Genomic DNA, 15,294 nt, shown 5'->3' on the forward strand with positions numbered 1-15,294 from the left:
AGGTAATAATCGTTTTTCTCAGGGTATATACAGGTTTTTATAGGGCTATTTATTATAGTTGCGGAATCGCTGATTCACAGAATTAGAAACATATCCCTCTAATTGTTATTGCGTCTGCCGGCCTCAGGAGGAAGAGCTTTTTAATAATCAGGGGCTTGAGATTGCCACGTCCTTATCAGTCCTCGCAATGATAAGAATTAATAAAACAAACTAACGGCCATAATAAGCAGAAATATCCAAAGGGAAACTATCAAAAGCATACCAAGGCGATTTGGTTTGGGTTTTAACCGTATTTTTTTTGTCTTTTGTTTTATTTCTTTTACTATATCTTTGGGAATCAGGAGCAAGACAATATAAAGTCCGGCGGGAACTATTATTAAATCATCAAGTAAGCCGATAACAGGGATAAAATCAGGGATAAGATCTATTGGGCTTAGAGCGTATAAAAGAATGAGGGCGCCGAAAACTTTTGCGTACCAGGGGGTCCTCGGGTGCTTCAGGGCAAAGTAGATAATCTTTAGGCTGTATGTTATATTTTTTATAAATTTATTTTTCATTATTTTTGCCTTTTAAAAAGCTTAGAGCTTCACGGTTTTTCGAATTTTGAGTAATATTCTTCGAGTTTGCTTTACCTGAATATCTCTTTTATCTTCTTCGAATCAGGTTTCCAGTAGGCGATTTTACTTTCGTAAACGGGGTCTCCGGGTAGGATTACTTTGGAACTGCTATGCAGATCGTAATCCTTAAAAACCTTGTAAAGATAAGCAGCTCTATCCGGAGGGAAATTTGTATTCAAACTTTTGGACACTGCAGAAAATACCCCAAGGATATTCCTGGCTTCCAGTTTTTCCATTATGGTCGAAGCCAGGGTAAACATAAATTTTTGCTGGCGCTCCATCCTGCCTACATCCGCCTTATTATCTTTTCTGAAACGGAGGAATTTTACGGCATCAGCACCGTTTAAGGTCTGAGAACCGGGCTTAAAATAAATAAGAAGACCGTCGGCATTATCCACATAGTACATCTTACTTTCAATATTTACTCTCACTCCGCCAAAATAATCTACAATATTTTTAACTCCGTCATAATCCACCTGCGCATAATATCTTACTTTTTCTTTCAGGACTGCTTCGACAACCTTTAGCATCTCCGCATTTGCTTTGGCGTTTTTTCCTTCGTTATAATTCAAGACATAGACGGAATTTATCTTTCTTGCCTTACTGCGGTAAGTCACTTTTGTATCCCGCGGTATAGAAATAAAGGCTACCTTTTTATCTTTTACCGCAAAGTGAACCACTATCATGGTATCCGCATGGTGAGTATACGGGTCGGAAGAGTCTACACCCATAAGAAGAATATTTACATCTTGTTCCAGACGATTATTGTAGAAGTAGACACCTGCGCCTAAAGCAAGGACAAATACAAGTATTAAGAACAGCTTTACACCTTTTTTCATTTTACGTAATTATTCCAGGCCTCTATAGATTTTGGATGAATTATCTTCTTCTTAAGCAACACATACTCCAGCTTTTTCATAAGCGCCAGGATAAAACCATTATTCAAATCCTTCAACGCCTCTCTTCTTATTGTAACTGCATCTTTAAATTTTCTGTTTCTTTCGGCTACATCAGATATGTAAATTATTTTATCCAGAGGGCTCATATACTTGTCTGCAGTACTGTGTTTTCGAATAGCGCTTAAGACCGCTTTATCTTTTATTTTGAAATGCCTTTTTGCAATTGCTTCCCCCAGTTTATTATGCCAGACAGGTCTAATAAGCTTTTCAAAACTATCAAATTTCACATATTTCAAATATTCTTTATGATTGCTAATTTCTTTACCACAATCATGCAAAAGCGCCGCCAGTTTTGCTTTCTCAGCGGAAACACCGTTTTTATTTGCAAGGTAAAGAGCAAAGGAAACAACACCGAGAGTATGCCTGTATTTCTCAGGCTTTAAATTTGCCTTCAGATACTCTTTTATTTCAGCTTCTGTAAAGATGTTTTTCATATATATATTTTTCCACCATTTCCGGCACCATAAATGTCGGAGGAAGACCCTTTTTTATCATACGTCTTATCTCACTTGACGAGACATCAATATTCCTTATTTCAACCTGAGTTCCGATCTTACTTGCTTTTTTATCGACCTTAAATCCCGGCCTGGTCATAATTAAAAAATGTATTTCCGTAATCAAGTCCTTCCACAACTTCCAGGTAGAAAGCTGTTCCACGATATCCGCTCCGACAACAAAATAAAGTTTATCCTTCTTTGAAAATATTGATTTATAATATCGTACAGTATCAATGGTAAAAGATTTTCCTGACTTTTTAAGCTCATAATCAGATATTTCGAAACCTGCAAATGGCTTTATCGCCAATTTTACCATGTTATACCTGTCTTTTGCCGAAGTTACAGATTTTTCATTTTTATGAGGCGGCCGGGCAGACGGAATAAATATTATTTTATCCAGTTTGCATGACTTCATTATATCTTCAGCGGCAATCATATGCCCGAGATGAATGGGATCAAATGTCCCGCCGAATAGTCCAATCCTCATAAATACGATACCACAGATAGAAGCAAAGAGATGACACAGATAAAACTCATAAATCTAACTCCTTATCACTAACCTTCCAACCATCTATACTAGAGATCCGCCCTACATAATTGGCGGATAAACATCCAAACTTCCGTCTTAGAACACGTTCCCCAGTCCTATATAGTATACATGACTTGGGCTTCCGCCGTCTGTCCTGAAACCCATATCAAACCTGAATATTACAGGATAACTCTGCCAGAGAAAAGTGTGTATTCTAATACCAAAACCTACTCCATTTTTCAAATCTCCGGGACCAATGTAAGAATAGTTATTAAATGCAGCACCTTGATCACTAAAAAGTACAGCTTTTACCTTTTTTATAAGGAGCCAGGAAGTCGGCCATACGCTTACGTCCGCTTTTTCTATCAAAGTAAATCTTAACTCTATATTGGAAAGAAGGAGATTGCTGCCTGTATTTTCTCCGGCAGGATAACCTCTTAAATTTTCAGCCCCCAAATTAAAATATCCCGCGTCAGTATCCAAAGAAATGCCGGCAAAGAATCTAAAAGCTAACGTGTTTTCTTTATCTATAAACAAATATTCCTGATCTTCTGCTTCCAGGTTAAGGAATTTCCGGGTTCCCCAAAATAAATAATCCGCCCGTTCAGCATTTAACGCAAAGGCAGAGCCGCCACAGGGAGTATCTATATTGTAAGTAAGGTTATCAAAAACAAAAGCCAGTGAGATAGAATTTGTAATTGTCCGGTAATTATTCCCGTCACCCTCATAGTAGCAATGGTCTTTTATGTAACTATTTACCGCAAGCTCCACCCTCGTATTTCTGTCAAACGGGTAGATTAACGGCAAAGAAACTCCGTCTTCTTCTGTATAATATTTACCTGCGATAGTATTATCGCTAAATAAGGAGATGCCGTAATTCCTCCAGGAATATAGAGCCAAGGCAAAGTTAACTCTATAGGCCGTGTTTCTATAAGTAAATTGAGCGCCGGTCTGATATTCCTTTATCCCCAGCGCATAGAACTCAAAACTATTTTCACCTAAAAGATCAGACATTGAGAGATATCCGCCGCCAAGCAAGCCTGCAGTGGAATCATAACCCAGTACAAAATAAACAAGATCCATAGACAAGCTGAATTTATAAGGTACGATCTGAAAATTTGTAAGGTTGTAATCTTTCTTGCCAAACCCGGACAAATCTACAAGAGGTTCAAATGCTACAGAAGAAAGTTTCTTTTCCTCAATGTTATCCATCAGGTAAAGATTATAACAACTGTTCTCAAAATACGAAAACACTATTTTCTTTCTGTCAGGAGAAACATCAGGAGAAAAAATACCGCCCTTTACATCCGAGAGAACGCTTGCGTTGATACGTTTAGCAGGATCGAACATATACAAATTATAAATACCATTACAATCCGCAGTATAGAATATTTTACCGTCAGAACTTACAACCGGGCCGGATATATTATAATTATTCCCGTTGGGAGCTTCAAGGCGCTCGCATTTACTCTCTCCTTTTTTTATTCTATAAAGCTGCCTGAATCCATTTTCCCTTTCGGACACATAATAAACATCCTCTCCGTTAGCTCCAAATACCGCTTCAGTTTCATCATTGCGGTCTTTTGTCAAACGCGAGGTTATTTCACCCTTAATATTCCCGAGGTAAACATCGGATTTTCCGTCTTTTACTCCAATAAATACTAATTTGTTTTCTGAACCAAAACAGGGAGAGAATACCAAATCCAGTCCATAAGTATTCTCTGCAATCACCCGTCTCTCTTTAATATCCCAGATTCTAAGTTTTTGTGTACCTGCCGATTTCGAAACAAAAGCCAGATACTTGCCGTCTTTTGAAACCGAAAGCGCGTTTCCGGACTGGGAAAAACTATCATACCATTTGCCCACAAGTTCTTTTACTTCACCTGTTTTGATTACAAGTTCATAAAGCCCCGTGTAATTATACCTGTCGGACAGAAAATATATTTTTTCACCGTCTGACGAAAACACCGGACGTGTATTATATACCGGTCTTAAACCGTCATCATTCGTCAGCCTGACGGCAAAATCTGCCGCATCTTTTTTTCCTTTTGCCTGGGCAAAATACTTTTCCCGTAAATCATACTGCCATTTTTTGTCAAAATCGTTGAATTCTACTTTTAAGACCCTTGAGATTACAGCTTCCTGTATGTTTGCAAGATAGCCAAATTCTTTCAGCATAAGACTTATCTTGTCTTCTCCGTAAGTTTTAGATATATAATCAAAAACATATTGAGATTCTTTATACATAAGAACAACGTCATGCCCGTCTATGTAGTTAAAACTCCCAAGCTCCGAAAGGTTTTTTACTTTATTATTCAGAGCCGCATCACGGAGGAGCATATCCGTTATAGACGGATCATAGTCCAAAGCCTCATGTTCAGCCATACCTTCCATGACCCAGATTGGAATGAAGAGCGCTTTTGCGAACTGGTAGGATTTCGCAAAACCGCCGTACAAGGATTCAAATTGCAGCTCGTGTGTTAATTCGTGCGTAATAACTTCTTTCATTCTTTTAGGGGACGTAACGACAGGAAGCACTATCCTGTTTTTTAAGGATTCCGTAAAACCACCCACGCCTTCATCAATTAAATCCGTGGAGATGTTAGTTTGCTCAAATTCCAGGTGAGTATCGTAAATGAAAAGCCTGACAGGCGAAGGGGGTGTAACTTTCAAATTCTCCGAAAGTTTAGCATAAGCATCTTCGGCATAGATTGCAAACTCTTTAACAAGCGTTTCGTCTTTTGAGGCGAAGTATATTTCGAAATTATTTGTAGGAAGTTCCTTCCATTCGAGTTGTTTATAGTTAACCTTGTTCTTTCCGAAAGAAAGAGAAAAAACGAGGACCGGAACAACCAAAAATATTCCGGACTTCAAAAAATATTTAAGCAAGGATGACTCCGTTTAATGGCCGCAGGAACAAGAGGGTTTTGTACAGGTTTTGCGGTAAGCGCAATTCTGTTCGAGACTCCCTTTCGTACCGCCAGATTTTACACCAAATGCGGAGAGTTTTCTCGCTATTTTTTTACTTCCGCATCCGGGACAAATTACTTTTGAACTGTCATAATTGTAAAGGAGTTCTTCAAATTCTTTCTTGCACTTTTCGCAGGCAAACTCATAAAGGGGCATACGCTCTCCATAAACCGCTAATAAAAACAAATTCGAAACTCTAAACTCGAAACTCTAAAAATTTCTAAACTCATTGTATTTAATTAATAATCCTCATTCTTTCGAATTTAGAATTTGTTTTTTTAATTACTCCCCATAAAGGTAGCACATTCCCTTAAAGAAAAACTTATTCAGCATGCTGTCCGTTTCTTCACTTCCGGACAAGAGCTCAAAGAAATTTATTTTCTTCTTTTCATAAACCAGAGCAGGATCTCCTTTTATACCTGCTGCATCCGCAGCAAATAATACGGCGTCTTCAAAAGTACCCATTTTATCCACTAAACCGTATTCCAGAGCCTGTTTCCCGGAAAATATTCTACCATCAGCTATTGAAGTCACAGACGCTCTAATCTCCTCTGTGGTAGGTTCTTTAATACCCTTCAATTTAATAATCTCTTTCAGCTTGTCAGACCGGTTATCCACTATTGTATCTACAAACTGGGTATATACATTATCAATAACTCCCTGTAAAAGCTCTTCTTCTTCAGAAGTCATCTTTCTTGACATGGATGCCATATCTTTAAACTTCCCGCTTTTTATCACAACCTGGCTTAGTCCGATTTTTTTAAACAGTTCTTCAAAATTAAAATAACTGATAATTACACCGATTGAACCTGTCAAAGTTCCGGGATTTGAAAACACAGTATCTGTGGCACAGCCTATATAATAACCGCCTGATGCCGCAATACTTCCGAAAGATGCCACAAGAATTTTATTATTTTTTTTTGCCTCATAAATTTCACGGTTAATCTCCTGGCAGACAGCAACGCCTCCTCCCGGAGAATCAATACGCAGCACGATAGCTTTAATAGAAGAATCATTTCTGAATTTTCGAAGAGTTTCACAAACTTGTTTTGAATTATAAAGCGCTCCGTAAATATTTATCACTCCGACTTTTCCGCCCGCCAATATATTCATATTGACTTTTCCGGAGCTTCTTCGCGAAATACCGCCTGAGAACAAAAGATAAAGAATATTTAAAACAATAATCACCCCGATTACTATCAGAACATTTCTTAATATTCTATTTTTAAACATTTAATTACCCTGCCCCCCGTCCGTGGATTCTTCTACACTCCCTGAATCATCCCCTTGGTTCATTATATCGCCAAAGGTTCCTTTTCCACCGGTATTATCGCTGTATTTTTTAAGCTCTTCAGCCTTCATTTCACTGTGAAGGTGTTTAATACTTAACGATATTTTTCTGGATTCATTGTCAAGTTTTATAACCTTTGCTTCCTTGATTTCACCCGGTTTTACGGTATCTTCCAGCTTCTGTATCGGTTCATCGGAAATTTCCGATATATGAATAAAGGCCTCAAGATCTTCTTCCAACTCTACAAGTAATCCAAAACTCGCCACCTTGGTAACCTTGCCTTTAACAACAGTCCCTACTTTGTATTTTTCCGGTATCTCGGCAATCCAGGGGTCATTTGTAAATTGTTTTAAACCAAGATTGACCTTCCTGTTAACTTTGTCAATATTTAAGACTAAAGACTCAACTTTTTCTCCTTTTCTAAAAACACCTTTTAAAGTAGGGAACTTTTTGGTCCAGGAGAGGTCTTTTTTATTCAACACACCTTCTATTCCATTCTCAAACTCCAAATATACTTTTGAACCGGAGTAACCCGTTACGACACCGGTTACCCTGATGTTAGGCTGATATTTTTGTTCAATAGCCTCAAACGGATCACGCTCTAATTGTTTCAAACCAAAGAGTATTTTTCTGTTATTCTTGTCAATGTTCAAAACCTTTACCTTAATAGCTTCCCCGATTGCCAAAAGCTCCGCAGGGTTTTTCACTCTTTTTGTCCAGGACATATCCGAAACATGGAGCAAACCTTCAATATTTTCATCTATTTTTATAAATGCTCCGTAGTCAACGATGTTTACAATTTTGCCATTAATAACAGACCCTATCGAGCATTTTTCCTCTATCTTCATCCAGGGATCATCTTTCAGCTGCTTTAAGCCGAGAGAAATTCTTTTCTTTTCTTTGTCAACTTTTATAATTTTTACTTCAATTTCGGATTCAATAGCCAGAACTTCAGCAGGATGAGCTACCTTTCCCCATGACATATCGGAAATATGAAGCAACCCTGTAACTCCTCCAATATCTATGAATGCTCCATAAGAGGTAATCGACTTCACAAGGCCTTTTTTAATATCACCTTCCTGCACCGTATCCCAGAGCTCTTTTCTCTGCTTTCTACTCTGGTCTAAAACCGCCACTTTATGGGAAACAATAATTTCCCCTTTCTTCTTTCCATATTTTATTATCTTTACGGGTATTATTTTATTTACCGCGTTTTCAACTCCCCCGACGTCATTAGCCTGAAACTGAGAATTAGGAAGAAATACTTCTACTCCGATATCAATAATAAAACCGCCCTTAATAGGACGTAAAATTTTACCTTCTATCACATCTTTGTTTTTATAAATATCTTCAAGACCATCAAGGTTTTTCAACCGGTCTGCTTTTATTTTTGAAAGGATAAGAAAGCCTTGCGAGTTTTCTATTCTATCCAGGAAAACCTCAATAGTATCGCCTTCTTTTACTGTGACTTTGCCGTGCTGGTCGGTAAATTCTTTGATGGCAATCATGCCGTCGGATTTGTAACCTACATCTACGAAAATACTTTCTTTTCCTACTTTAATTACTCTGGCTTTTATTAATTTTCCTTCTTCAAGGCCGCCAAACTCCTCGGCCATGAGCGCTCCCATGTCTAACTCTTCGCTGTTCCCTCCATTCTTTTCATTGTTAGCAATTTCTTCAACCATAATGACTCCTCACCCAACAACCATCGTGTTTTATTCATGTTAGGATTTATTATTTTGCCCGGGCTTACTCTGGTTCTTACGGTAATCCGGTGCAGTTATAGTTTTAATCACGCTTTTTATTATCCAATCAGGGGTCGAAGCTCCCGCAGTAACTCCTGCAAGCTTTTTTCCCTTAAACCAGCTCTTTTTTATTTCAAGAGCACCTTCTATATGATAAGTGGGGACTCTCTTTTCCCTGCAGAGTTCAGCCAAATGCTTTGTGTTTGCGCTGTTTTTACCCCCAACAACAATCATTATATCAACTTTATTTGCCAACTTCAAGGCGGAATCCTGACGCTTTCTTGTGGCATCGCAAATGGTATTAAAAACTCTGATTTCCGGTGATTTATCACGAAGCGCAAAAACAGTATCAAGAAAATTTTGCATTGACTGTGTCGTTTGAACTACCACACCCAGCTTTGAGCATTTCTTTATTTTCCTTACTTCTTTAGGGTTTCCAACGACGACAGCCCTATTATTTGTATAGCCAAGTATCCCTTTTACTTCGGGATGATGAGCTTCTCCGAGAATAACGACATTATAACCCTCACCTGCAAGCTTTGCCGCCAGTTTCTGCGCTTTCTTTACAAAAGGACAGGTCGCATCCGTTACTTTCAAGGATTTTTTTAAAAATTCTTTTTCTTTTTCCGGAGACACCCCGTGAGTACGAATAATAATGGAATTTCCTTTTTTTACTTTCTTAATATTATTGACAGGATGAACCCCTTCTTTTTTAAATTTTGCAACAACTTGAGGGTTATGAATAATAGGACCATATGTATAAATCTGCTGCTTTACTTTCATCGCAGTTTCGGAAGTCATATTAATAGCTCTCTTCACTCCAAAACAAAAACCTGCATGTTCAGCTAAGATAACTTTCATTAAATTGTCCTTTTTCCTCCAAAGAATCTCTTTGGAGAGATCTCGTCATTAGGATAGACTAATGGCGGATACTTTGTCATTTGTATCCGCCACAAAGCGTTGGCGGATTTCACTGCCGTTCAACTTGCACTTATTGGTGCTTCAACACCGCCAAGTTCGGCTATCTTTCTCATTACTTCATCGGCAACTCTTTTATAGTCCTCTTTCTCCGGCTCTCTCCCTATAACAGGAGGGATATTGAAAGGTTTACCAAATGTAAAAGTTATATGTCCGGGTTTCGGAAACTTACTGTTTTTAGGAAACGCCTCGTACGCACCCGTTATATGACAAGGGACTATGGGTACATTTGCCTGAAGTACAAACAATCCAATCCCGGGTTTTCCCTGTTTTAACTTGCCATCCTCACTTCTTGTCCCTTCCGGGAATGCCACAAGAGCCAGATCATATTTTTTCAACGCTTCCAGAGCTTTTTCAAACCCTCCGCGGTACCCCGTTCCCCTATTTAACGGAATCGCTCCGACATGATTAAGGAAAAACCGAAGAAAGAAATTATTAAAGAGGGTGTCCCTGGCCATAAATTTTGTTTTTTTTCGAAAATACGCTACCACTCCGATAAAAGGCGGATCAAGATGGCTTACGTGATTGGACAGAATGAGGCAAGACCCCTTCTTTGGAATATTCTCTAAACCCTTTGCTTTCCCGCGAAAATAGAGTTTCAAGGGTATCATAATTATAAGTGTAGCAAATAATTTAAACATACCTAAATATACAATATAGAAGACATTATCTCAAGGAAAACTTTTACCGCTATGCAAATCCTGGACTTGATGACACTTGTAAAATCAACTTAAATATATTTCCAGACTGCCAAGCTTAAAGTATACAACTTTACACATACTAATACTTGCAAAGTTGTCAACTAGTTGTATACTTTCAAATAAAGCTGGTTGAAAAATAATACCACCTTAATTTAAAACTTCGTACTTGTTATTTAAAGATTTTTTCTTTTACCTTTTTACCGTCTACTTTGTAAGGCAGGATATTGTCTTTTATTGCCATTGCAGCGGCTATTCCACAGGCCTCTCCTATCCCGCTGACTACGGGCATAACCCTAAGGGAGGAATGCGCAGCATGAGTGGAACTGATACAGCGGGAGCCAACGAGGATATTTTTAAAACCTTTAGGAATTAAGCACCTGAAAGGCACCTCATAATAAGTTCCTGCTTTTACCCGTTTTATTATTGTTCCGCTCCCCGCGGGATTATGAATATCAACGGGGTAATCACTTCTTGCTATACCGTCCTCGAACTTACTCCCGTCAACGATATCCCTTTCATTAATAACATAACTTCCCATTACTCTTCTGGTTTCTCTTATCCCTATCTGGCAGGCTACTTTCATCAGATAAGAATTTTTAAAATACGGGGATTTCTGCCTAAACAGATTAAAGAGTTCTTTTACCTGCCGTCTGCCTTCAATTTCGGCTTCCGAAAGTTCCAGACCGTTTACGCCGCTTTTTTTAACTACTCTTGTAGTGTTAAAATGATAACATCCGGGAATCAAGGTGTCAAAAAAGAGGACATTTTCCCGTGGTTGTTCCACTTCACCATTTTTCTTTGCATTAAATAGTATTTCATTTAATTGTTTGCCAAGCACCGGACCGGGCAAATTTTGTTTAACGCCTCCAATCCTAAAACACAAAGTCATTGGCTGGCACAAACTATCTTCAGGTCTTCCTATTTCTATCTTTGCACCGGCGGCAGCAGAAAGATCCCCATCCCCTGTTGAATCAACAAATACTTTTCCTTTAATTTTGACCTTACCGGATTTATTGACTACTGTTACAGATTTGATGATACCTTTTGAAACTTCGCACCCGGTAAAATAGGAATGAAGCAGAACATCACAACCGGCATCTTTCAGCATTTCATCCAGCACTGTTTTCATCTTCTCATCATCAAATTCCATCTGCCGTTCGCTTAAAGCATTCTCTTTTTCAAGTCTGTCTATAAGGTCGTTGAACACTTCACTTGTCAGGTTTTTTCCGTTCAATTTATAAGGCATAAAAGGATTTACCAACCCGGAGGTTGCCATACCGCCCAAGAACCCGTAACGCTCCACCAGCAAAACCGATATGCCTCTCTTTGCCGCGGCAATCGCGGCAGAAAAACCGCCCGGCCCACCGCCTACAACAACAAGATCATAACTTCCCTTCAAACTTTTCATATTTTTCCTTTATTTGTATTTTCTTCTCGACTAATACATCTTCGTTTAGCTTAAATTACAAATTACGAATGACAAAGGACAATATATGGAGCTAACTATAATCCTCATCATATTGTACTTTGTACCTCGTACTTCGTACTTGACTTCACATGAACCAGATCGGATTAGACCAGGCTTTATTACCGGTCATATCGACAAGCTCTATCCTGCAATAAGCAATTTTTGTTTCCGGTTTATAAACAGCTTCAGTTATTCCCTTATTATCTCGCGTTGCTTCCTGCTTCCCCCGCTGACCTTTTGCAATAAATCTTATTTCCCGGCAAGGCAGAGCACTTTTTACGGTTATTGTCCCGCTCTCTAAAGAAATGTCTTCAAACAAAGGACCGTTAGAAGAATAAAACTCTCCGGCTTTTAGTGCTTGTATAATAGAACTTTCGGTTTTATCTTTTGCTTTAACCATAACAAAAGCTTTACAGTAATCGTAAATCCGTTCGTGCGCATCATCAGACGCTACCGCAAATATCCGGATACCTCTTTCCAGTGCCGCATCCCAGAAGTACTCAGAGTAACCTTTGCATATCTCCATTTCGCACCCTGTATTATAAACCTCTAAAGCATGCATCTCTTTAAGCGTGGACACTTCGTTAATATCAAGAATGGACCAGTTCGGATGGGCAAGTATTGCAAATTCTGAATTATCTATAAGATACCGGTAGACCGGCGCACCTTCTCTTACCTCGGGAATATCTTTTAACTTTAACCCGACCACATGATGGCTGCTACCCTTTGAATTTAACTCCGAACCGGGTATTAAAAGCAATCCTTTTTCTTCTCCTGCGGGATATAATTTCCAGTGATCCGTCAAAGAAAGAAAATCATAGCCGGCTGCTTTATAGAGTTTAAAAAGCTCTTCCGGAGATTTCAACCCATCCGACAAAGTAGAATGCAGGTGTAAATTCCCCTTGAGCCATAGGCCTTTTTTTCTGAAAGCTTCCATAGAACCCTTTTTAGAGCATTGACAATTCACGATTTACGACTGACAATTTTATGAATGCGGTAAAAACTCCGCCATATTTATAAAATTCTAAATTTATTGTAATTTAAAATATTTGGCAGAGCTTCTCCTGTCTACCTTCAATCGTCAATCGTAATTCGTCAATTGTAAATTCTTCTCACTCCATCTGCCAGATTACACACCCACACTTCGGTCTGTTTTCCGGATTTTTCCGGATATTCTTTAAGAATTTTTTCTTTAAGCTCATCAACGTTGGCTTCTTTTACAAGCGTTATTGTACAGCCGCCAAAACCACCGCCCATAACTCTGGAACCAAGGACACCTTTTACTCCTGAGGCAATCTCCACCATAATATCAAGCTCTTTGCAGGAAACCTCATAGTCCGTCTTTAGGCTTTCATGTGTTGCATAAAGCAACTTTCCGAGGGTTGTCATATCGTTTTTCTTAAGGGCTTCCACAGCTTTCATAGTCCTGTCAATTTCACAAACTACATGCCTGGCTCTTTTTTGGAGCAAAGGGTCCAACTTATTTTTATTTGCTTCGAATTCAGCTATTGAAATATCACGCAAAGGCTTGCCGAGGAGTTCCGCGGCCTTTGTGACCTGTTCGCGCCTCAGGTTGTACTCTGAACCGGCCAATGTTCTTTCTTTTTTTGTATCTGCGAGAACTATTTTAATCCCCGTAAAATCAGCGGGTATCAGTTTGTAATCCAAATTACGGCAGTCTATCAAAAGTAAATTTCCCGCCTTGCTCATCGCGGAAGCAAATTGATCCATAATCCCGCACATCACCCCGACAAATCTATTCTCAGCCTTCTGGCAAATTTTAACAAGCTCAATATCAGAAAACGTCAGACCATTTAACAACCTGAGAGCATAACAGACGGCAACTTCAAGCGCAGCAGAGGAGCTCATCCCTCCGCCTTGCGGTATGTTTCCGCTAAAAACTATATTAGCTCCGTTAAATTTATAACCCGCTTCCTTGCATACGAAAAATACACCCATAATATAATTTGCCCAGCGCTTTTCGCTATTAAAGACAAGATTACCAAGATCCACTTCGAACCCATCGTTATAATCAAGAGAGAAGAGTTTGAGTTTATTGTCTTTTCTGAGAGTTGCAGCAAGGAGTATTTCCCGGTCTACAGCTGAAGGAAGGACAAAACCACCTGCGTAATCAACGTGTTCCCCTATAATATTTACCCGCCCCGGCCCTGCAATAATAACCGGCTTCCCGCCATCAGCAAACAACTCTTTGTGTTTTTTCTCTAATACGTCAATTCTCTCTTGCACTTTTTACTTCCTTCTTTTTCTTTCATTGCTTCTTCTGCTTCCTTCTGTTTCCTTCTGCTGCTTTTCATAAATATCGGCAGAGCTTTTTCTGCCCACAATAAATCGTCATTCGTCATTCGTAAATCGTCAATTCTTTTACGCTTTAATCTTTCTCAATTCCGCGGCTTTTTCTTCGGCAAGCGTATCATTAATAAAAGAACCCGCTCCGGCTTCACATCCTGCAAGATATTTTACTTTCTTTTCAGTCCTATAAGGCGGGTAGAACTCGATATGCCAGTGTGTTTCTTTATGCGGTTTGCCGTCCGTAGGAGCCTGGTGCATGAGCATTATATATGGAAAGGAAAAGTTAAAAAGCTTATCATATTTTACCAGTATGGTTTTTAAAATTTCTGAGAGATTTTTAATGTCACTTTCTGAGAAATCAAGTAAAGAAGACTTATGCTTTTTTGACATTATATGAACTTCATACGGGTACTTTGCATAAAAAGGAATGAAAGCTATAAAACCTTTGTTCTCACTGACTATCCTCTTTTTAAATTTTCTTTCTTTTTTCAATATATCGCAGTACAAGCATTTCTTATTTTTATTATAATATCTTTTAGCAGCTTTTAGTTCCGTTTCTATTTTTGGAGGAATAAAAGGGAAGGCATAGATCTGCCCGTGCGGATGGGGGAGCGTCACACCTATAATCTCACCCTTGTTCTCAAAAATATAGACATACTTGATAAACTTCCTCTCGCCTAATTCTTTATACCTGTCTTTCCAAACCTTAATAAGTTTATAGATCTCATCCAACGGCTGTTCTGCCAGCGTAGTACTATGTTTTTTTGTATAAACCACGACTTCACAGATACCCTGTGCTTTCTTTACCTTAAAAAGCTTATCATCCTCCAGTGATGGTACCGGAGCTGTTTTTTGAAGCGAAGGAAATTTATTTTCAAACACTGCTATTTCATAGGTTTCCGCAGGTATTTCCGTAGGGAACTTTCCTTTTTTTGTCGGACAAATCGGGCAGAAATCCTTAGGCGGAAAAAAAGTGCGATCCTGCCTGTGCGTCGCCGTTATCACCCACTCATCAAGCATCGGATTCCATCTGAGTTCGGACATATCAGCTTCCTTTTTTCATAAGATATATTTTTATCGAAATATTTCTGCTTTTCCTGTAAATGATTCCATTAATGCCAGCGTAAATCCAATAACTAAGATTTAAATTCTAAGCACTAAACAATTACTAATACAGACTGTGTCGCAATTCAATTTTTAGCTTCACGGCCACAATATATAGGCTTGAT

Annotated in this window: 14 protein-coding genes; all 14 read right to left on the reverse strand. The window is 38.8% G+C overall.

Going from position 1 to position 15,294, the window contains the following annotated elements:
- Nucleotides 1-197 precede the first annotated feature (197 nt).
- Nucleotides 198-557, reverse strand: coding sequence for a hypothetical protein (locus tag A2536_05690; protein ID OGF45174.1), 360 nt, complete (start codon nucleotides 555-557; stop codon nucleotides 198-200).
- Nucleotides 558-628: 71 nt separating this feature from the next.
- Complete coding sequence (locus tag A2536_05695; protein ID OGF45175.1) at nucleotides 629-1,456, reverse strand: hypothetical protein; 828 nt, start codon at nucleotides 1,454-1,456, stop codon at nucleotides 629-631.
- Nucleotides 1,453-2,010 carry a hypothetical protein gene (locus tag A2536_05700; protein ID OGF45176.1) on the reverse strand — a complete coding sequence of 186 codons (558 nt, stop codon included), beginning with the start codon at nucleotides 2,008-2,010 and terminating at the stop codon, nucleotides 1,453-1,455. The genes A2536_05695 and A2536_05700 overlap by 4 nt, the downstream gene beginning before the upstream one ends.
- A complete protein-coding gene (locus tag A2536_05705; protein OGF45177.1) occupies nucleotides 1,985-2,560 on the reverse strand; it encodes a nicotinate (nicotinamide) nucleotide adenylyltransferase in 576 nt (191 codons plus the stop codon). Before A2536_05705 ends, A2536_05700 begins: the two co-directional genes overlap by 26 nt.
- Before the next feature lie 138 nt (nucleotides 2,561-2,698).
- The gene (locus A2536_05710) at nucleotides 2,699-5,491 is read right to left on the reverse strand and encodes a hypothetical protein (GenBank protein OGF45178.1); all 2,793 of its coding nucleotides are present in this window, start codon (nucleotides 5,489-5,491) and stop codon (nucleotides 2,699-2,701) included.
- A 12-nt stretch (nucleotides 5,492-5,503) separates the two neighbouring features.
- The gene (locus A2536_05715) at nucleotides 5,504-5,728 is read right to left on the reverse strand and encodes a hypothetical protein (GenBank protein ID OGF45179.1); all 225 of its coding nucleotides are present in this window, start codon (nucleotides 5,726-5,728) and stop codon (nucleotides 5,504-5,506) included.
- 126 nt (nucleotides 5,729-5,854) lie between these two features.
- Entirely contained in the window at nucleotides 5,855-6,805 is a 951-nt protein-coding gene (locus A2536_05720) for a hypothetical protein (protein ID OGF45180.1), read from the reverse strand.
- Entirely contained in the window at nucleotides 6,806-8,548 is a 1,743-nt protein-coding gene (locus tag A2536_05725; protein ID OGF45181.1) for a hypothetical protein, read from the reverse strand. It abuts the gene before it with no gap.
- A 39-nt stretch (nucleotides 8,549-8,587) separates the two neighbouring features.
- Nucleotides 8,588-9,469, reverse strand: a complete 882-nt coding sequence (locus A2536_05730) for a 4-hydroxy-3-methylbut-2-enyl diphosphate reductase (GenBank protein OGF45182.1) — start codon at nucleotides 9,467-9,469, stop codon at nucleotides 8,588-8,590.
- Nucleotides 9,470-9,588: 119 nt separating this feature from the next.
- Complete coding sequence (locus A2536_05735; GenBank protein OGF45183.1) at nucleotides 9,589-10,227, reverse strand: hypothetical protein; 639 nt, start codon at nucleotides 10,225-10,227, stop codon at nucleotides 9,589-9,591.
- Between the two features lie 229 nt (nucleotides 10,228-10,456).
- Nucleotides 10,457-11,695, reverse strand: a complete 1,239-nt coding sequence (locus A2536_05740; GenBank protein ID OGF45184.1) for a hypothetical protein — start codon at nucleotides 11,693-11,695, stop codon at nucleotides 10,457-10,459.
- 145 nt (nucleotides 11,696-11,840) lie between these two features.
- A complete protein-coding gene (locus A2536_05745) occupies nucleotides 11,841-12,692 on the reverse strand; it encodes a hypothetical protein (protein OGF45185.1) in 852 nt (283 codons plus the stop codon).
- A gap of 158 nt (nucleotides 12,693-12,850) precedes the next feature.
- Entirely contained in the window at nucleotides 12,851-13,990 is a 1,140-nt protein-coding gene (locus tag A2536_05750) for a galactokinase (GenBank protein OGF45187.1), read from the reverse strand.
- Between the two features lie 147 nt (nucleotides 13,991-14,137).
- Nucleotides 14,138-15,109, reverse strand: coding sequence for a galactose-1-phosphate uridylyltransferase (locus A2536_05755; GenBank protein ID OGF45186.1), 972 nt, complete (start codon nucleotides 15,107-15,109; stop codon nucleotides 14,138-14,140).
- Nucleotides 15,110-15,294 lie beyond the last annotated feature (185 nt).

The organism is Candidatus Firestonebacteria bacterium RIFOXYD2_FULL_39_29 (genome assembly GCA_001778375.1).
In the GTDB taxonomy this organism is placed as follows: domain Bacteria; phylum Oederibacteriota; class D2-FULL-39-29; order D2-FULL-39-29; family D2-FULL-39-29; genus D2-FULL-39-29.